Origin of the sequence: Pseudomonas sp. PDM27, from assembly GCF_019219205.1 — a bacterium.
GTDB classification, from domain to species: Bacteria; Pseudomonadota; Gammaproteobacteria; order Pseudomonadales; family Pseudomonadaceae; genus Aquipseudomonas; species Aquipseudomonas laurylsulfatiphila.
On sequence record NZ_JAHUWF010000015.1, the window covers coordinates 18798 to 38632 of the forward strand.

14 protein-coding genes are annotated in these 19835 nt (G+C 59.8%); 3 read left to right on the forward strand and 11 right to left on the reverse strand.

Annotated elements, in window-relative coordinates; translation table 11 throughout:
* Positions 1 to 85: 85 nt before the first annotated feature.
* Positions 86 to 1078, reverse strand: coding sequence for a diaminopimelate epimerase (locus KW838_RS25325; protein WP_218503887.1), 993 nt, complete (start codon positions 1076 to 1078; stop codon positions 86 to 88).
* 165 nt (positions 1079 to 1243) lie between these two features.
* On the opposite strand from KW838_RS25325, the gene KW838_RS25330 reads away from it, so the two are divergent.
* On the forward strand, positions 1244 to 2395 hold the full coding sequence (locus tag KW838_RS25330; RefSeq protein ID WP_102702358.1) for an MFS transporter: 1152 nt from the start codon (positions 1244 to 1246) through the stop codon (positions 2393 to 2395).
* A 111-nt stretch (positions 2396 to 2506) separates the two neighbouring features.
* On the opposite strand, the gene KW838_RS25335 is transcribed toward KW838_RS25330, so the two are convergent.
* The 4 genes from KW838_RS25335 to KW838_RS25350 form a co-directional block, all read right to left on the reverse strand.
* Positions 2507 to 4930 carry a TonB-dependent receptor gene (locus KW838_RS25335; RefSeq protein ID WP_218503888.1) on the reverse strand — a complete coding sequence of 808 codons (2424 nt, stop codon included), beginning with the start codon at positions 4928 to 4930 and terminating at the stop codon, positions 2507 to 2509.
* A 98-nt stretch (positions 4931 to 5028) separates the two neighbouring features.
* The gene (locus tag KW838_RS25340; protein ID WP_218503889.1) at positions 5029 to 6012 is read right to left on the reverse strand and encodes a FecR family protein; all 984 of its coding nucleotides are present in this window, start codon (positions 6010 to 6012) and stop codon (positions 5029 to 5031) included.
* A gap of 157 nt (positions 6013 to 6169) precedes the next feature.
* Entirely contained in the window at positions 6170 to 6670 is a 501-nt protein-coding gene (locus KW838_RS25345; protein ID WP_008021652.1) for a sigma-70 family RNA polymerase sigma factor, read from the reverse strand.
* Positions 6671 to 6927: 257 nt separating this feature from the next.
* A complete protein-coding gene (locus KW838_RS25350; RefSeq protein ID WP_102702362.1) occupies positions 6928 to 8322 on the reverse strand; it encodes an MFS transporter in 1395 nt (464 codons plus the stop codon).
* A gap of 720 nt (positions 8323 to 9042) precedes the next feature.
* On the opposite strand from KW838_RS25350, the gene tynA reads away from it, so the two are divergent.
* Complete coding sequence (gene tynA / locus KW838_RS25355) at positions 9043 to 11331, forward strand: primary-amine oxidase (protein ID WP_218503890.1); 2289 nt, start codon at positions 9043 to 9045, stop codon at positions 11329 to 11331.
* Positions 11332 to 11484: 153 nt separating this feature from the next.
* Here tynA and KW838_RS25360 read toward each other — a convergent pair whose 3' ends face one another.
* From KW838_RS25360 to paaY, 6 genes are all read right to left on the reverse strand, one after another.
* Complete coding sequence (locus KW838_RS25360) at positions 11485 to 12513, reverse strand: sel1 repeat family protein (protein WP_218503891.1); 1029 nt, start codon at positions 12511 to 12513, stop codon at positions 11485 to 11487.
* A gap of 2 nt (positions 12514 to 12515) precedes the next feature.
* The gene (locus tag KW838_RS25365; protein ID WP_218503892.1) at positions 12516 to 14474 is read right to left on the reverse strand and encodes a phospholipase D-like domain-containing protein; all 1959 of its coding nucleotides are present in this window, start codon (positions 14472 to 14474) and stop codon (positions 12516 to 12518) included.
* Between the two features lie 544 nt (positions 14475 to 15018).
* Positions 15019 to 15330, reverse strand: coding sequence for a DUF6124 family protein (locus KW838_RS25370; protein WP_218503893.1), 312 nt, complete (start codon positions 15328 to 15330; stop codon positions 15019 to 15021).
* Between the two features lie 648 nt (positions 15331 to 15978).
* On the reverse strand, positions 15979 to 16893 hold the full coding sequence (gene feaR / locus KW838_RS25375) for a transcriptional regulator FeaR (protein ID WP_102702673.1): 915 nt from the start codon (positions 16891 to 16893) through the stop codon (positions 15979 to 15981).
* 101 nt (positions 16894 to 16994) lie between these two features.
* On the reverse strand, positions 16995 to 17918 hold the full coding sequence (gene paaX / locus KW838_RS25380) for a phenylacetic acid degradation operon negative regulatory protein PaaX (RefSeq protein ID WP_007972019.1): 924 nt from the start codon (positions 17916 to 17918) through the stop codon (positions 16995 to 16997).
* 165 nt (positions 17919 to 18083) lie between these two features.
* Positions 18084 to 18680, reverse strand: a complete 597-nt coding sequence (paaY, locus tag KW838_RS25385; protein ID WP_218485379.1) for a phenylacetic acid degradation protein PaaY — start codon at positions 18678 to 18680, stop codon at positions 18084 to 18086.
* Positions 18681 to 19028: 348 nt separating this feature from the next.
* Between paaY and paaF the strand changes: the two genes are divergently transcribed.
* Complete coding sequence (gene paaF / locus KW838_RS25390) at positions 19029 to 19802, forward strand: 2,3-dehydroadipyl-CoA hydratase PaaF (RefSeq protein WP_007972021.1); 774 nt, start codon at positions 19029 to 19031, stop codon at positions 19800 to 19802.
* Positions 19803 to 19835: the final 33 nt, after the last annotated feature.

A 19835-nucleotide genomic window follows, 5' to 3' on the forward strand; every position in this document is an offset into this window, starting at 1 on the left:
ACTGATCTGGCCTCTTCGCGAGCAAGCCCGCCCCCACAGTCAAAACCCTGTGGGAGCGGGCTTGCTCGCGAAGGCTATTTTGAAGTCAATCCATCATTCGAGCCGTACCAAACAGACTGACCCGACTCAACTCCCCCCGCTCCTCTTCCAGCAAGATCGGCGCCGTGCCACCCGGCATCGTCACCTTCACTTCCCCGGCCCTGACCCAACCCACGCGCCAGGCCGCACAGGCCACCGCACTGGCGCTGGTCCCCGACGACGCTGTCGGCCCCTCGCCGCGCTCGAATACCCGCGCGGCGATGTGTCCTTCGGACAAGCGCATCGCCCATTGCAGATTGATCCCCGCCGGACAGGGATTGCCTGCACCGACCGGCATGGCGTAGGCAATTCGCATCAACCCGTCAGCCAGCGCCGGTTCTCGCATCTGCTCAATACTCGGCAAGTCGTCGGCGTTTTCGACCAGCGTCACGCAATGCGGATTACCGACCCGCGCGAACTGGCTGCGTGACCATGCGCCATTGAGTGCCGACAGCGGTTTGACATGGCTGAGTTCGCGGCCATTCAACAGCGCCGTTTCAACGCCCTCGGCACTGACCGCCGATGGCCCGAAACCAGGCTGGCCAAGGTCGAGCCAGAAACCCTGCACGTCCTCGACTTCAGCCGCTTTCACCGAAGTCTGCCCCGGTGAAGGCGTGTCGGACTTGTCGTGGTGAACCCTGAGCAGGCAGGCTTCGTCGCCGGGTAAAAGCCCTTGGTCGCTCAATGCCTGGGAAAAAATCGTCAGCCCGTTGCCACTGCGTTCGGCCAGGGTGCCGTCGGTGTTGACGATCAACAGGTCAAAGGGTGGCGAGGACTGGAACGGTCCAACCAGCAGACCGTCGCTGCGATGATCCTTGCTGCCGGCCGGTTGTGTGCCGGGGGCCCAGTTGCAGCAGGCTTCGATGGCCGCCGCAGCCCATGCCTGACGAGTTTGCGCTGCGTGGCTGGCCTGCCCGGGCAAGTCGATGCCCTGGTGGCGTAAATCTTCGGGCGCTACCACGATGTAAATATTGCCCCGTGCATCGTACCTCTGCGCCATGGCGCCCTCCGTGTGTCATTGGAATGGCTCAACATATCGCGAAAAACAGCGGCGCTGTGCAAGGATGTCGCGCTGTTTGACCGTAAAACTTTCCGGGCACTGATCGAACCCTCGCCGGCCGATCACTGTCCGTTGAGGACGTGACGTTTTTTGCCAGGGATTGATATGACCAGCCTCAACAGCCAGACCACCTTCGTTCCCGGCCGCCTGGAACAGATGTCCACGCGCATCGCCTTTTTCATCGCCGGGTTCGGCATCGCCGCGTGGGCGCCGCTGGTGCCCTATGCCAAGGCGCGGGCCGGGCTGGATGAGGGCACCCTGGGTCTGTTGCTGCTGTGTCTGGGGGTGGGTTCGATCCTGGCGATGCCGATGGCCGGGATCCTGGCCACGCGGTTCGGCTGCCGGCGGGTGACGACCGGTGGGACCTTGCTGATCTGTGCCGCCCTGCCGCTGCTGGCCACGGTGTCATCGATTCCGGCCTTGATCGCGGCGCTGTTCATGTTCGGCGCGGGCCTCGGCACGGTGGATTCGACGGTCAACCTGCAAGCGGTGATTGTCGAGCGCGCCAGCGGCAAAAACATGATGTCGGGTTTCCACGGCCTGTTCAGCCTCGGCGGGATAGTCGGTGCGGCAGGCGTCAGCGGCTTGCTGGGCCTGGGGATTTCACCGCTGGGGGCCACGCTGGTGGTGGTCGTGATGCTGCTGATCGCCTTGGCCAGGGCCGTGCCGCACCTGTTGCCCTACGGCAGTGAGAGCTCAGGGCCGGCGTTCGCTGTGCCCCATGGCATCGTCCTGTTTATCGGTGGCATGTGCTTCATCGTGTTCCTCGCCGAAGGCGCGGCGCTGGACTGGAGCGCGGTATTCCTGGCACAGGAACGTGGCATCGACACGGCGTATGCGGGCCTCGGCTATGCGGCGTTTGCCTTGACCATGACGACCGGGCGTTTGACCGGCGACAAAATCGTGCGCCGGCTGGGTGCGACACGGGTGATTGTGTTCGGCGGGCTGACGGCTGCCGCGGGCTTGTTTCTGGCGACGTTCGCCTCGAGTTGGGAGGCGGCGCTGGTGGGTTACGCGCTGCTGGGCGCCGGTTGCTCGAACATCGTCCCGGTGCTGTACACCGCCGTGGGCAAGCAGACGGTCATGCCCGAGAGCATCGCCGTACCGGCCATTACCACCCTGGGTTATGCGGGCATTCTCGCAGGGCCTGCGCTGATCGGCTTTGTCGCCCATGGCGCCAGCTTGAGTTTTGCCTTTGCCTTGATGGCGCTGTTGCTGGTGGCGGTGGCGATTGGCGGGAAGGTGTTGAAGGTCTGAAAAGCTTCGCGAGCAGGCTCGCTCCCACAGGATTTGTGTCGTACACATGATTTGTGAACGATACGGTCATTGTGGGAGCGAGCTTGCTCGCGATGAATTCACCTCGGTCTATCAGAACCCGACACTGGCCTGCACAAAGAACGTCCGCGGCGCACCGACGTACATGCCCGAGTTGTTGTCGCTGGAGCGGGTGAAGTACTGCTTGTCGAAGATGTTTTTCACCCCGGCCCCCAGTTTCAGGTTCGACACCTGCGGGCCGAAGTCATAGCCGCTACGCACGTTCCAGGTCACGTAACCCGGAATGTCGCCGAACTGGCCGTCGGCGGAGCCTTCGGTGATGTAGTTGCCGTTGAAACTGCCATCGGCGTTCACCCCGGTGCCCGGCGAGCGCTGTTTCGACTGGGCGAACGCATCGAGATTCCAGGTCCAGCGGTTGATGTCGTAACGCAGGCCGGCGGTGGCCACCTGACGGGAGTAGAACGGCAGGTCACGGCCCTTGAAGCCCGGGATTTCACCTTCATAAGTGGCACGGGTGTAGGTGAAACCGGCGTTGGCGCTCAGGCCGTCGAGGCGTGGGTCCAGCGCCGCCATATCGTAGTGCACCGAGGTTTCGATGCCCTGGTGCTTGGTCGCGCCGAGATTGGTCCAGCCCACGTCATTGCTGATGTATTGCAGTTCGTCGTCGAAGTCGATGTAGAACAGCGTCACCTCGCCGCCCCACACGTCATCGTTGTAGCGCGTACCGATTTCGTAGGTCTTGGCCTTTTCCGGCTGCAGGCCGTTGGCAGGCTCATTACCGATACCGCCCTGCCCCAGCTGGAAATACTGCAGCGCGCCGAACGAGGTTTCGTAGTTGGCGAACAGCTTCCAGGCCTCGGACATGTGGTACATCACGCTCAGGGCCGGCAGCGGCTCGTTGCTTTCGATGCTGCGTTTTTTCTCCGGCACCGGTTTACCGGCCGTGTCGAGTACCGGGCGGTCATGCCAGTCGGTGTTGATGTGTTCGAAGCGAATACCCGGGGTGACGGTCCAGTTTCCCACGTCGATCTTGTTGTCGACGTAGACCGAATTGGCCTCGGTTCCACCGGTGCGGTCCTGATAGACATGGCCGTCCGCCCCCGGACGCACGACGGGCTCGTTGTTGACCAGCGCCACTCGGCTGGCCTCTTCGTGCATGGCTTCCTTCAGGTAGCGATAACCGACGCTGACTTCCTGGGTGGTCGGGCCGACATCGAAGACGTGGGAGACCCGTGGTTCGATACCGAAGGTGTAGTAGCTGCGCGGATAGGAATTGAGAGTCTTCAGGTCACGCGAGGCGATGGTGCTGCCACGAAAACTGTCGGTGTAGTAGGTCAGCACTTCGGCCTGGGTGCGATCGTCGATCTGCCGCGCCCACTTGAACGACACATCCTTGCGACGGCCGCTGAAGTTGTCGTAGTCGCGCACCGACTGGAACGGGTCGGCGTCGTACTGCGCCTGGGTCAGGCCGCCGGGCATGTCGGCCTTGGCGTCGTAGTAGTGGAAATTGAGGCTGAAATCGTCGACATCGGTCGGCGCCCAATGGGTCTTGAGGATCACGTCGTCGATGTCGTTGCCGTTGTTGCTTTCACGGTAACCGTTGCCGTTCACGCCGGAGTACAACAGCGCCACGCCCATGCCGTTGTCGGCGGTGCCGCCCATGAACGCCGTGTCGATGTGTTTCCAGCCACCGTGCTGCGAGGTTTCCAGGGTGGTGCCGATTTCCGCGGAGGCCTGTTCCGGGATCGCGCGGGTCACGAAGTTGATCACACCGCCGACGTTTTGCGGTCCGTAGCGCACGGAGCCGGCACCGCGTACCACGTCGATGCTGTCGAGGTTGCCGGAGGAAATCGGTGCCATGGACAGTTGTGGCTGCCCGTAGGGCGCGAACGCCGCCGGGATGCCGTCGATCAGCACGGTGGAGCGAGGCGACAGGCGCGAAGTCAGGCCACGCACGCCGACGTTGAGGGAAATGTCGCTGCCACCGGTGCCGTTGGCGTCCTGCACTTGCACGCCGGGAACCCGTTTCAACACCTCGCCGACGTTCATCGCGCCCTGCTCGACCATGGCTTCGCGGCGCACCACCGTTCGTGCGCCAGGGTGGTTCTGCACCAAGGCGGCATCGGCGTTATCGAGCCAGTCGCCCACCACCTTGATGTCGGTCACGCCCAGCTCCAGCGGGCCGTTGGCCGCCGAAGTCGGTGCCGGCATCAGGGTCACCGAACCTTCATCGATCTGGTATTGCAGGCCGCTGCCTTGCAGCAACTGGCGCAGTGCGTCTTCCGGGGAAATATTGCCTTCCACCGCCGGAGCCTGTTTGCCGGCGACCAGCTCAGGGCTGAAGAACACCTGAAGCGAGGTTTGCTGGCCCAACTGGCTCAAGGCTTGTCCCAAGGGTTGCGCCGGGATGCGGATGCCGTCGGCGGCAAAGGCCTGGGGTAGCGCAATGTTGACCGCCAGGGCGAGCGCCAGCGGCAACCAGGGGAATTTGTTGTTTTTAGCGGTGGAGTTTTTCACGTCGAACGTAATCCTGTGGATCGCAAAAGTGTGCGCTTGTTAATGCAAACCAGTTGCAGTTGAACAGGAAGACGATGAACTCGAAAAAAACCTGAATTTTATTTTGAAATTATTTCCTGGCTGCCATCGCCAAGGGTGCGCACGGCCACCGGCAGAATGCTCGGCAAGGCCTTGAGCAGTGCGTCGGTGTTGTCGGACTTGAACACGCTGGTCAGGCGCAGATCGCCGACCGCTGCGCTGGCGACCTTGAGCGGTTTCTCCCGATAACGTGAGACCTGCTCGGCGACGTCGGCCAGGCTGGCGTTGTTGAACACCAGTTTGCCGCTGCGCCAGGCGGTCATTTCCGCCGGGTTGACGGCGTAGGCGGCCGCGACCTTGCCCTGGGCATCGACGTGGGTGCCCAGGCCTGCTGTCAGATGGATGAAATCGTGATCGGCAGCCTCGCGCCCCTGGACCTTGACCGTGCCCTGCTCCACCACCACCCGGGTTTCGCTGGCGCCACGGCGTACGTCGAACCGGGTGCCGGTGACCGTGACCTTGCCGCTGCCCGACTCGACCACAAAGGGTCGGTGGGTGTCGTGCTCGACGCTGAACATCGCTTCGCCTTCACTTAGCTCAACGTGGCGTTGACCCTTTTCAAAACGCACCTGAATCCGGCTGCGACTGTCCAGATCCACCGCCGAACCGTCCGGCAACGCCACATGGCGCCGCTCATTCAGGGCCGTTGAAAACTCGGCCGTGTAAGGCGCCGGATGATTCAGGCTGCTGAACAGACCCAGGCCAAGCGCCACCGCGAGCACACTGGCGGCTACCGCGTAACGCAGTACCGGACGAGGTTTTTTCAGGGCTGGCGGGGTTTCACACAAGGCATGCAAACGCGCCGCCGGCAGCAAATCGGCGGCGCGCCACAACCCCTGGAGCATTTCGAATTCGTTTCGGTGTTGGGGGTGTTCGTCCAGCCAGGCCTGAAACCGGCGACGCACTTCGACATCGACGACAGGTTCCTGCAAACGTACAAACCATAGCGCCGCGTCATCGCGAACCGTTGTTTGCCCGCACGCACAATCACGAGTATCCATCATGGAAGTTCCTGTTGGGCCGGGGAAAAATCATCACACCGCATCGGCTTGGCGTAGGAGCTGCCGAAGGCTGCGATCTTTTGATCTTCGGCAACGCCAAGGCCGCCAAAAGATCGCAGCCTTCGGCAGCTCCTACGGGTAGGTTCATGGCCGCAGCACATCATGACTGCAACCCGTCCAGGCGATCGCGCAGGTGCCGAAGCGTGCGGATCATATACTTTTCCACCATGTTCTTGGACAGCCCCAGGCGTTCGGCGATTTCGGCCTGGGTCAGGCCCTCGATTTTCTGCCAGACAAACACCTTGCGGCAGTTGACTGGCAACTCGGTAAGCGCCCGCTCGATGGAATCAGCCAGCTGGATCGCGTGCATGAAATGCTCCGGGTCGCCGGTCGGCGACTCACTGAGATCGATCGCCTCTGACTCCATGGCGCCCCGCCGGTCCTCACGCCGATAACCATCCACGGCAATGTTGCGCGCGGTCTGGTGCAAATATGCCCGGGGCTGTTCCACCCGCGCCGAATCGGACTCAAGCACCCGCACGAAGGTATCGTGGGCCAGGTCCTCGGCCTGCTGACGATTCCTCAGGCGACGGGTCCAGGTACCAACCAACTCTTCGTAATGCTCGAAAAAGCCGTGTCTGCGGGGCAGCTTGAGGGTCATTGCGGTGTGCTGTGGAAACGGAGCGTGAATAGTAATGCTTCTTATTAAACCAAAGCAATCGCCACCCACCTCAAACACGCCCCCTGTAGGAGCTGCCGAAGGCTGCGATCTTTTGATCTTTCTTTTCAAAATCAAAGTCCAAAGATCGCAGCCTTCGGCAGCTCCTACAGGTAACGCAAAAAAGGCCGCTGATTGCTCAGCGGCCTTGTTCAATCCGACGGGTTACTCCGTCTTGCAGATGCCATCGAAGCCGTCATTCACAGGTCGGTAATTTCCTTGTGACGAGGCACCAGCATCTTCATCACACTCCACGCCACCAGATAGGCCAGCGCGCAGACGGCGAACATGATCATGTAGCCGGTACGGATTTCACCCACCGATTTGTAGTAGTCGAACACCCAGCCACCGATCTTGGTCAGCAAGACTCCGCCCAACCCACCCGCCATGCCGCCAATGCCGACCACGGACGCGACGGTCTTTTGCGGAAACATGTCGGACACCGTGGTGAAAATGTTGGCCGACCAGGCCTGATGCGCCGACGCGCCCACACCAATCAGCAACACCGGTACCCAGACGCTGATGTGACCCAATGGCTGTGCCAGCAGCACGACCAACGGGAAAACGGCAATCACCAGCATGGCTTTCATGCGACCGTCATACGGCTTGTCGCCACGGGCCATGAAATAGCTGGGGAACCAGCCGCCGCCTATACTGCCGACCATGGTCATGCTGTACAGCACGGCCAGTGGCACCACGATGGCTGCGCCTTTCAGGCCGTACTGCTCCGACAGGTAGGTCGGCAGCCAGAAGAGAAAGAACCACCACACACCATCGGTCATGAACTTGCCGAAGGCGAACGCCCAGGTCTGACGGTATTTCAGCAATTGGAACCACGAAACCTTTTTGCCGACGCCCGTCTGCACAGCAGCGCTGGCGGGGGAATCACTGCGGATGTGCGCCAATTCCTGCGCCGACAAGCGCTTCTGCTCCTCCGGCTTGTCGTACAACACCAGCCATACGCCCATCCAGATAAAGCCCAGCATGCCGATCACGATGAACGCCGTCTGCCAGCCCCACAGGCCAGCGATCAGCGGCACCGAAATGGGTGCCAGGATCGCGCCGACGTTGGCCCCGGAGTTGAAGATGCCGGTGGCGAAGGAGCGTTCCTTCTTCGGGAAATACTCAGCGGTGACCTTGATTGCGGTCGGGAAGTTGGCCGATTCACCGATCGCCAGCACGGCGCGCGACAGCATGAAGCCGGCGATCGAGACCGGGATGACCGCAATACCCAGCGCGCTACAGATGGCGGCAATACCCTCGCCCATGGGTTCTGCAAAGGCGTGCATGACGGCACCGGTCGACCAAATGCAAATCGCCACCACAAAAGCGGCCTTGGTGCCGATCTTGTCCACTACACGGCCCGCGAACAGCATGGAAATCGCGTAGGTGAACTGGAAGACGGCGGCAATGTTGGCGTAATCGGTGTTGCTCCAGCCAAACTGCCTCGACAGATCCGGCGCCAGCAGGCTGAGCACCTGGCGGTCGAGGTAATTGACGGTGGTTGCAAAAAACAACAACGCACAAATGGTCCATCGGTATTTACCGACAGACTGGCTGACGCGTTGCGCAGTAATGGGCTCGTTCAAGTTCATGGCATCACTTTATTGTAGATTTTTGGTGATGATCTCTCGGTGTAAAACGAGATCGATTGGGCCGCCGGGCTTCACTTCAATGCATCAGTCCACGACGAAACGGGCCCTATTCCGCCAAGGGATTGGGCCAACTGATTTCGGACAACTCATCAGACAACTCACTGAGAAACGGGGACCGATTGCTCAGCCTGCGTTTCTCACGCGAGTCAGTGACGGGTTGTCTCAGGTAACGGGCGCAAGGGTGTGTGCACATAGAAGCCGATGGCTGAACACGGGAACTTCAGGGGCGAGAGGGAGGCGATTGGATTCATGTTGAGGTCGACACTCTTTTTATTTTTAGTTTGGACGTTCATGTCATATGTCGTCGTATGACTTAAGCGATTTATAGCCAGTCCCATGGGCCACTGTCAACAAGAAAACTCCTTAGACCTGAACGGCCTGACCGCCCTGAAAATGCGACATATAATCGAATAAACCCATAAAACAGGCTCCTGGACACAGGTACCGCGACGCGTCGCTCGTTCCCTTGTGAGTTTTGAAAGGGGGTCATCGACCCTTCATCGTTGTACGACAACTGATAGAAAAACAGTCAGAATCCGCCCGACTACGCTCAATCAGGCACAGATCCAAAGGTTTTTGGCAGGATTCCCAATGCAGCCATTCACCGGCTGTAGCAAAGTGCGGGCATGGCTGTTATCGGCTTTTCCGAAGGAACCCAGAATGTTCACCTCCCTTGCATTGCGAAACAGAAAACCGCTGGCCCGCCTCGCCCTGGCTATCACGCTGGGCACACTCGGCCTGCCTTACTGGGCGGGCAATGCCCAGGCCCACGGCGGTCATGCCGACATGGTGCCGCTGCAAGAGGGTCTGGAGGCCTTTGGTGCCACGGTGAAATGGGACGACTACGCCAACCTGTTCACCATTGCCAAGGACGGGGTCTATCTCAAGGTCAAGCCCGACAGCAAAGTGGCGATGCTCAACGGCAAGCGCATCGAGCTGACGGTGCCGGTGGTGTTCAAGGACCATAAGGCGTTCATGTCCACCGACTTCATCAACCAGGTGTTCCAGTCCGGGCTGGACAAGACCTTCGTCGTCGAGACCCGCCCCAACCCGCTCAATCCCCTGAGCGCCGCCGAAATCACCACGGCCGTGGACATCGTCAAGAAATCGGACAACTACAAGCCCGGTTTCCGTTTCACCGAAGTCTCGGTCAAGGCGCCGACCAAGGATCAGGTATGGAACTTCGCCCTCACCGGGCAGAACGTCACCCAGCCGCGCGAGGCCTCGATCGTGGTGCTCGACGGCAAACACGTGATCGAAGCCCTGGTGGATCTCGACACCAAGACACTCAAGTCCTGGAAGCCGATCGAAGGCGCCCACGGCATGGTCTTGCTGGACGACTTCGCAACGGTGCAATCGGCCGTCGAGAGCAGCCCGGAATACGCCCAGGCCCTGGCCAAGCGCGGCATCAACGACGTGAAGAAGGTTGTGGCGACGCCACTGACCGTCGGTTACTTCGACGGCAAGGACGGCCTGGCGCAGGACAAGCGCCTGCTGAAAATCGTCAGCTACCTCAACACCGGTGACGGCAACTACTGGGCGCACCCGATCGAGGGCCTGGTGGCGATTGTCGACCTGGAACAGAAGAAACTGATCAAGATCGAAGACGACGCGCTGATTCCGGTGCCGATGAAGCCGACGCCGTATGACGGACGCGGACGCCAGGGCGTCGCAGTCAAACCGCTGGAAATCATCGAACCCGAGGGCAAGAACTACACCATCAGCGGCAACAGCATTCACTGGCAGAACTGGGACTTCCACGTTCGCCTCGATTCACGGGTCGGGCCGATCCTGTCCACCGTCACCTATGACGACAAGGGCAAGAAACGCAAAATCATGTACGAAGGCTCGCTGGGCGGCATGATCGTGCCTTACGGCGACCCGGACATCGGCTGGTACTTCAAGGCCTACCTCGACTCCGGCGACTACGGCATGGGCACCCTGACCTCGCCGATCGCCCGCGGCAAAGACGCCCCGGAAAACGCCGTGCTGCTGGACGCCACCATCGCCGACTACACCGGTGCACCGACCGCGATCCCCCGTGCCATGGCAGTGTTCGAGCGCTACGCCGGGCCTGAATACAAACACCAGGAAATCGGCCAGCCCAACCTCAGCACCGAGCGTCGTGAACTGGTGGTGCGCTGGATCAGCACCGTCGGCAACTACGACTACATCTTCGACTGGGTCTTCCAGCAGAACGGCACCATCGGCATCGACGCCGGCGCCACCGGCATCGAAGCGGTCAAGGGCGTGAAGTCCAAAACCATGCACGAAGACACCGCCAAGGAAGACACGCGCTACGGCACCCTGCTCGATCACAACATCGTCGGCACCACGCACCAGCACATCTACAACTTCCGCCTCGACATGGACGTGGACGGCGAGCAGAACTCACTGGTGGAAGTGAACCCGGTGGTGCAGCCCAACGACCGTGGCGGCCCGCGCACCAGCACCATGCAGACCGAAACCAAAGTGGTCGGCACCGAGCAACAGGCGGCGCAGAAATTCGACCCGTCGACCGTGCGCCTGCTGACCAACTTCAGCAAGGAGAACAAGGTCGGCAACCCGGTTTCCTATCAACTGATTCCGTACGCCGGCGGCACCCACCCGGTGGCCAAGGGCGCCAACTTCGGCAAGGACGAATGGCTCTACCACCGCCTGAGTTTCATGGACAAGCAACTGTGGGTGACCCAATACAACCCCGAGGAAAAATACCCGGAAGGCAAATACCCGAACCGCTCGGACAAGGACTCGGGCCTGGGGCAGTTCACCCAGGACAACCACTCCATCGAAAACACCGACGACGTGGTCTGGCTGACCACCGGCACCACCCACATCGCCCGCGCCGAGGAATGGCCGATCATGCCGACCGAGTGGGTGCATGTGCTGCTCAAGCCGTGGAATTTCTTTGATGAAACGCCGACGTTGAACCTCAGCATCCCGAAGTAAACAGGTCGAATGCAATACCTGTAGGAGCGAGCCTGCTCGCGAAGATCTCAAAGACACTGCGTTTATCCAGAATTCGCGCGTTATCGTTGACGACCATCGCGAGCAAGCTCGCTCCTCCAGATTCCCAGCTGGTACTCAGCGCGCCGGTGATTGTCATTGATGTTTTGACAGGGGCAGGCCGGTTTCCGGATCGAGGCCTTTTTCCTCACTGAGTTCGCGAATCATCTCCTCCGAAGGTTTCTCCGGAGGTGGTGTGGAGTCCCTTTTTTTCAGCCATTCGAAGGTGCCGTCCCAGTCCGGGAGTTTGGCGGGGGGGAGCGGGACGATGCTGTCGATGTCGGGGACCTTGGCACCAAGGTCTTCAAAGCGGTCGAGGAACTCCTCGATTATTGCGTAGCGTCGGGAGCGCTCTGGATCCTCAGCCAGCGCAAAATAATACAACCGGTCTTTTGGATCTGGTGTTGCAAACCCTCCGCTCAAGAACCCGGCACTATTACTACTGCCATTTCGGGTGCCGGACTGAAAACCCTCAATAGCTTCAGGATAAGAGTGCCGCACCTTTGAAAACATTCCGTAATGGTAAGCGCTCTGCGCATGCCCCTGATTCATCGCGCAACGACGCATATCAAGAACTACTTGTTTCGCAGGCGTAATCCCTTCAAGCAACTTCGACACGTAAAACTGCGCATCGGGGTTGCCCAAGTCCGCAGCTCTTCGAAAATATGCATGTGCTCGACTGGTATCCTGTTTGACCCCATATCCAAGCTCCAGGTAATGCCCCATATTGTAGTAGCCGCCTGGAACACCTGCCGAAATGAGCGACTCGACAATATCGATGACTTCCTTGCCAGGCTCATCACTTTTAATCATGCCTTGTGATATCAACGTATGCAGATTGGTGCCAGCCTTGTAGCTGCCCGCTGCGTAACCTAATCGATAAAATCTGGCAATCTGTTGATAGTCCTTTTGAGCAACCCCTGAATCAAGGAATCGTGCATAGTTATAAAGGCTCTGAGCACTTTCACTAACAGGCGGCAGGCGTTCTGATTCTTTAACACAGGTAAACTGCAATTTACCCAAGGCATAGGCCATATGATCATCTGTGATATCCAAACCTTCCTCCTTTTTACACCCTTCAAGACCCACCAATAAAAAAGCCAAAAACACAACCCTGAAAAACATTATCAATCCTTGTAAGTTCGACTAGGGCTTTCCCTTCTGAACTCAGTCAGAGAACTCATCGGAGACTCTAAATTTTCGCTATTGCTGCGATTTGCAGCGTTGTAACCCGCGATCCTAGTCCAAGTATTAAAAGCAACTCTAATATCATCCCCCGCTCCCTGCTCATCCGTATGTATCCCCCACAACTGCTTCCTCAAAGGCTTGGCAACCGCCGGATCTTCAACACAGATATTCAACTCACTGTCGACTTCCATGCTGCGCGTATTGATGTTGGCCGACCCCAAAGTGGTGAACACGTCGTTGACGATCATCAACTTGCTGTGGATATACACATCCAGCCAGTTGCCGGGTGGTGAGTCCGGAGCGACCAGGGTGCATACCACGACCTTCAGGCCCGGAATCTCTTCGGGCAGCACGGGCTTTGCATTTTCCTGAGGAAGACTGTCCACCAATTCCTCGTAATGTTGCTGCGCCGCTTTCAGTCGAGCCTCGATGGGTTCGTAGGCCCGACTGACCCATTCGCCGTGAATATGGCCATAACCGCGGTTGAACAAGGTGGATTCGCGCTGGGCGTCGAGGACCTTCTGCCTGGCTTGAGCGACTTGTTCCTGAAGTTCATCGCGGCGCTCCAGCCGGGAGACCTCGGGGATGACATCCGGACGCCCCAGCTGCCTGAGCATCCGGTAGGTGTTGACCGTGCCATCGCCCATGCCTTCATTGGAGGAGTTGGTCACGACAAACAGATAGATCGGGCCGTGCACGGCCGTGTTTCGACCCCAGGCCACCTGGACCGCTGCAGCTTTTTTGATTTCCTCGGCCAAGGGCGGCCAACGGAAGTACTGGTTCTCCAGATACAAAAACTGCGTCGCATTCCTTACCGCTTGCAGGTAGTTCGCCTTGATGTCTTGCCGACCTTCCTGAAACTGCGTTCGCAAGACCTGCGCCATCATTCGCGGGCCGAACCCCGCCCGTGGCCTGAGCGCGCTGGCAATGGCCTTTCTCGGAGTCAGCAGATCGATACCTGTTTCATGCAACCAGGCCTGGGCGAAATTGTGGTTGAGGTACTCAAGGACCGGGCCGGTCACACGGCTGGAAATGTCCTGGCGCGGGGTTTCGCCATTGCGCCCCGTTTGTGCGTGCATCTTTGCGGCGCTGTGATCGTTCTTGTCCCAGTAGGCATCCAGCATGTTATGCCCCATGACAAAGCCGACGGCGGTATCGGGCGTTTCGTAATCGACGAGCACCATCTTCTGATGGTGTGTCGGGATCATGGACATCGCACCGGCGGTGGCCGCTTTGTTGAATCTCGAACGCTGGCCGTCTGCGCTGTTCAACGCAACCTGCCAGGCAATTTCCACGCGGTCCGTCAGGTTCAGGTCCCGCGCGACGAACTCGATGTTCTCGAACGCTTCCTTGCCAAAGCTGAAGGCCTTGGCCAGCCAATCGCCCCTCGCGCGGGAGAGGGCCCCCAGTGGCGTATGGCTTTCGAACCAGGAGCGTCGCTTGACGTCGGTCTTCGTCGCCCGGCGATACCATTCCCAGTCGAACTCGCGCTGGGCATCGTTGCGGCCACCTGACATGAACGAGGCCAGGTTGCGGCCCGGTGTCATGTTTTCAGCGAATGCCGCCGTCAGGTGCAGACTATCGGACCAGCACAATATGCGTACCTTGACACCTTTAGCCGCCACCATGCCCAGCAGTTGGCCGATGCACAGTGAACTGCTGTCCCCGCGCTTGAAGTACATCGATGGCTGAAAGCCCCAGCAGATGATTTCCACGTTGCTTTTGGCCGCCAGGATGGCGTCATAGACCGCGCCGAATGCGCGCTCGCCGTTAACCAGCGGCTCGAAGGTAGCGGGTACCGGGTCGTATTCGGTGCGCTGCACGAACCACGGCAGGTTGAGTTGGCAGGAGTTGGTTTTGCTGGTGGCGATCGGGACGATGATCGTGGGAGTGGCCATCTTCAAGCCTCCGATTTTTTTTTTGGGGGGGGGAAGTAGGGTATTGGCCGCCCGCAAGCCCGAACCGGGCAGCCATTGTGCTGAAGCGAATCTGTCAATCGAGGTCCAAGGCAGGCAAAACAGTCCGGGGAGCCGAACGTTAATGACGGCAGGCAACGGTCACAAGTCGGCGCATTCCTGAAAAGGTGTAGGTCGAGTCCTGACATGGCGTAGTACCCGTCCGAGAGACTAAACCTCAACGAGGTTACGAACCGGCAAATACACCGACATTCGAAGCTGCTGGTGCGGATAGAGTTTCAGCGAGGCAGGATTCGCAATGAGCTGTTGATACCGGGTCGATGAAACGCCAACCTTGAACCTCAGCACCCCGAAGTAAACGGTAAACACAATACCTGTGGGAGCGGGCTTGCTCGCGAAAGCGGTATGTCATTGACATTGACGTCGACTGACACGACGCCTTCGCGAGCAAGCCCGCTCCCACAGGGTTAATCAGTGTTCAGGTAATTCCATCAGTGTGTCAGGCCTCATCCCGATCGTTGATCCTCTATCCAAGCGCATCGATCCGGTCCAGCGCCTGGTTCACCGCCAGCTCCCCCAACAGAATGACTTGCGCGATGCCTAGCAGGGTATTTCGACTTGTCCCTTCCGTTCGATCCGCCAGATCCATGGTCATGACGTTGGCAGATGCCAGTGACTCGCAGGCATGGGCCAGCAGGGTTGCGGTATCGAGTTCCGGGTTGACGATGAACATCGTGCTGAGTTTGCGCGGGGTGGCCATGATGTTGGCGGCAGAGGGGATGGGGTCGGATGGGGATGTCGGATCAGTGTCCGGCGGATCCGGCGTCACTTTAACCATAAGCTGATTACTCCTGAATGGAGCCGCCAACTCTTCTCTACTAAAAAGAAGGGTGGCGGCTGTACGCAGGTTAGTAGACCGGGGAGATCAGCATTTACCGGCGCGCCGAAGCGCCCTGCGCACAGCCACCATCAAGTTCAGGGATGGGGATACCTGACTGACAGAGCCTATGCACTTTACTGATAACACCACGGGCTACTAAACCCGATCACTGACAATCAGTGACGCGGAGCAAGTTACCGAGCGGCCCCAAGGCGCACAAGCCGGCGGATTCTGGGGTATGTGTAGGCAACGACGCAAGGCGCTGTGGCTTTCGCGAAGTAACCTTGAGGGCTTTTAAACGAGCAGGGTTTGCGCTCTGCAGTAGCGTTCGACCCGAACGGTTTGACCCGGTCAAAAAGCAGCCGCGGCACTGGGTGCCGACAAAATAACGAACGGTCCTACAAGTGCACCAACACTCGGAAGCATCCTACGCACCCAGCAGAAGCATCCGTGGAACTTCTTCGATGAAACGCCGACGTTGAACCTGAGCGCTCCGGAATAACCGCAAAAGATCGCAGCCTTCGGCAGCTCCTACATTGATCGCGTGTTAACCCGATCCTGTAGGAGCTGCCGAAGGCTGCGATCTTTTAAAGCGCCCAACAGAAATCACGCATACCGCTTGCGATACTCCCCCGGCGCAATGCCGAAGCGCGACTTGAACGCGGTGGAGAAGTAGCTCGAATCGGAAAACCCCCACGAATACCCCAGCACCGACAACTTCTGCTCCTTGCCCGATTGGCGCAGGGATTCGGCGCACAGGTCCAGGCGACGGTTCTTGATGTAGCGCGCCACCACCAGTCCCTTCTTGGCAAACATTCGGTACAGGCCACGGGTGGACATGCCGACTTCCCGCGCCAGCCATTCCGGGCACAGGTCTTCGGAGCGAATGTTTTCGTCGATGCAGGTGAGCGTCTTGCGGAAGATCCGCTCATGGGCATCGGTGCAGTCGTCGGCCTGGCTGATCGCCGGGCGCAGCAGGCTGACGATCGCCTCCAGGGTCGCTTCGCTTTCCTGGCGGGTCAGGTGCTGCTGGCGGGTGGCGTCGAGGATCAGCCGGTGCGAGAGCATGGCGATGGGCGAGGTCGCGGCAATCCGGTGGCCGCACTTGACCGGGTTGAAGCGCAGGGTTTGCTCGACCAGTTGATACGGCAGGATCAGCGACAACTGCCGGGAGTTTTCGCCGTAGGTGAAATCGCTGGGGCGCGAGGCATCGATCAGCGTGATATCGCCGGGGGACAGCAAGACCTTGTCGTCGCCCTGGGCCATGCCCGCCGTGCCGTCGAGCTGGAACACCGCGAAGTACTTGCCGCCCTCACCCGCCGCGACTTCCTGGGGCGTACGGTACAAACGCGCCTGGCACACGTCGACGAAACTGAGTTTGAGCGCATCGCTCTGGTATTCGCGGATGCGCCCGGCAAATTCGCTGCCCAGGGGTTGTGCGTTGAAGGCGCCACAGATCTGGTTGATCTGATGGATCCACTGGTCGAACCCATCCTGGCGCTGTGCTGTTGTAGAAATCATGTCAGGCCTCACGCAGGCTTATTTTTATTGTCTACGTCAATCCACACGACACCGGATGCTTCAAGTCTCCTGAACCGCACCACTCCCTGAACAATGACGTGCTACTTCAGTCCGCCAAAACGCCGATAGAAGCTTTCACCGACATCCGGCAACGGGCCGTCGGCCGTTTCCAGTGCAGCGTTCAGCCATTCTTCGGCCTTGGCGTAGATCAAACGGTAAATGTTGCGGCACAACTGGCGGGCGGCGCGGCCTTCCCAGTCGCCGGGCAGCAACTCGTCCGGCAGTTGCGGGTCGCGCAGCAGCAGCTTGCGGTACTCGTGAATCAACAGCACCCGCGCCAGGAAGCAGTCGGCCGGTTGCAGGTTTTCCTGCTCGCGCAGGGCTTGCCACAACGGCCGGAACAACTGGATGAACTCGCTGTAATGCGCGGCCAGCTCCTCGATGTTCCAGCTCTCGCGTACCTGCAGGCGCAGGGCCTTGGAGGCCAGGACGTCCTGGGCGGTGGTTTCGAAGACGATGGTGTCCTCCTGGGCGCCGAGGTCGAGCAGGGTCGCGTTGACGTCGGACCGGTCGCTGCGCGGACAGGCCAGCACCACCGGCGAAATCGCGCCGAAGCCTTGCCATTCCAGTTCCTCGCGCACCTGTTTGCGTTTGTCCTGGGTCAGTTGCGAGAGCATCACCAGGCACCAGGAACCATCCCAGGCCGGCATCGTGGTGCTGTAGACCCGCTTGAAGGCCTTGTCGAAACGGCGACGACCGGTGCCGGTCAGGCTGTAGTAACTGCGGCGACCGACTTTCTCGGCGGTCAGCCAGCCTTCCTTGGTCAGGCGAAAAATCGAAGTGCGGATCAGCCGTTCGTTGATGCCGATGGGTTCGAGCAACTGAATCAGGCTGCCCAGCCACACGGTGCCGCCATGGGGTTCGATGGCATCCCCGTACAACGTGATGATCAAGGAACTGGCGCGGATCGGCGTCTGCTCCTGGAAGCGGGTAATCAGGTGGTTCAAGGGAGTCAGGGACGACATGGGCGTTCCGTGCAAAAAAAGAAAAGGAATATACCGAAAGCTAATGGGTTAATCCCAATCCCTTGTGGGAGCGGGCTTGCTCGCGAAGGCGGTATGTCAGTCGATAAATTTGTCGTCTGACACTCCGCTTTCGCGAGCAAGCCCGCTCCCACAGGGGACCTGTGTTCACGAAACACTGCCTTTTGGCCGCAACCCACTGTCACTGATACGCGGGCGATCCGGTTCCGGTTCGCTCAGCGGCTCGCACACCTGCATCTGCTCGAGGCAACGCTGGGCCAGTTGCTGATACTCCCGGGTGCCGGCCTGCTTCCACGCCACTTCCTGATCGCTGAGGCTGCGCTTGATGCTGGCCGGTGCGCCCATGACCAGCGACTGTTCCGGGCACTCGAAGCCGGCCTTGACGAACGCCGCCGCCGACACGAATGAACGCGGGCCGATCCGGGCGTTGTCCATCACCACCGCATTCATGCCCACCAGCGCATCGGCGCCAATCCGGCATCCGTGCAGCACCGCGCCGTGGCCGATGTGGCCGTTGCGCTCCACCACCGTGTCGCTGTCGGGGAAACCGTGCATCACGCAGGTGTCCTGCAGGTTGGCGCCCTCCTCCAGCACGATCCGCCCGAAGTCCCCGCGCAGGCTGGCCAACGGCCCCACATAGCAATGCGGACCGATGATCACATCGCCGATCAATACGGCAGACGGGTGCACATAAGCGCTCGGGTCAACCACCGGAGTCAGGCCATCAAGGCTGTAGCAGGTCATGGCAGGTTCCTTCGCAAAGCGATGCAAATAATGGCCTATTTTGTATCACATCACTTTTACCAGCACAAAGACTAAAAACCGTATCACTTGAAACTCACCTTTCCGACGAAAACCAATGCGCCCCTAAAAACACTACAAAGCCCAATGAACTCAGGGGAAAATCCATTATCAGCGCCCCTTCAACAGAAAGACATAAAATCGAAAACCACACAATTAGGACACATTAAATCAATTTTATTATTGCATTTGCGTATCACGTTGTAGCTATACTTGGGCAAAACCGGCCCCCGAGGCCGATCCAATAACGAGCCGGCACCACGCCGAGCGTGCACCCTGAGGGCATCCGCCATGCCTCTGACCCTTGCCGTCGAATTGATCGAGCCTGGCGTCCGCCTGATTACCCTGCAGCGCCCGCAAGCCCTGAACGCCTTGACCACCGAGTTGCTGGGCGAACTGGCCGCTGAACTGAACGCCGCGCAAGCCGACCCCGACACCCGCGCCGTGGTCCTCACCGGCAGCCGCAAGGCCTTCGCCGCCGGCGCCGACATCAAGGAAATGGCCGAACGCAACCTGGTCGGCATCCTCGACGACCCGCGCCAGGCCTCGTGGCAAACCATCACCCGTTTCAGCAAACCGCTGATCGCCGCGGTCAACGGCTTCGCCCTCGGCGGTGGCTGCGAATTGGCGATGCACGCCGACATCATCATTGCCGGGGAAGACGCGCGCTTCGGCCAGCCGGAAATCAACCTCGGGATCATGCCCGGCGCCGGAGGCACCCAACGTTTGTTGCGCGCCGTCGGCAAATCCATGGCCATGCAGATGGTCCTCACGGGTGAACCGATCGACGCCCGCCAGGCACAGCGCGCCGGCCTGGTCAGCGAAGTGACTCAACCGGAGTTCACCGTCGACCGCGCCCTGCACATCGCCCGCGGCATTGCCGCCAAGGCGCCACTGGCCGTACGCCTGGCCAAGGAAGCGCTGCTCAAGGCCATGGACACCGACCTGGCCAGCGGCCTGCGCTTCGAGCGCCACGCCTTCACCGTGCTGGCCGGCACCCGCGACCGCGACGAAGGCATTGCGGCCTTCCAGGAAAAACGCGCGCCGACCTTCACCGGCCAGTAATCCAACGAATTCGAACGACTGCCAAGAGAACGC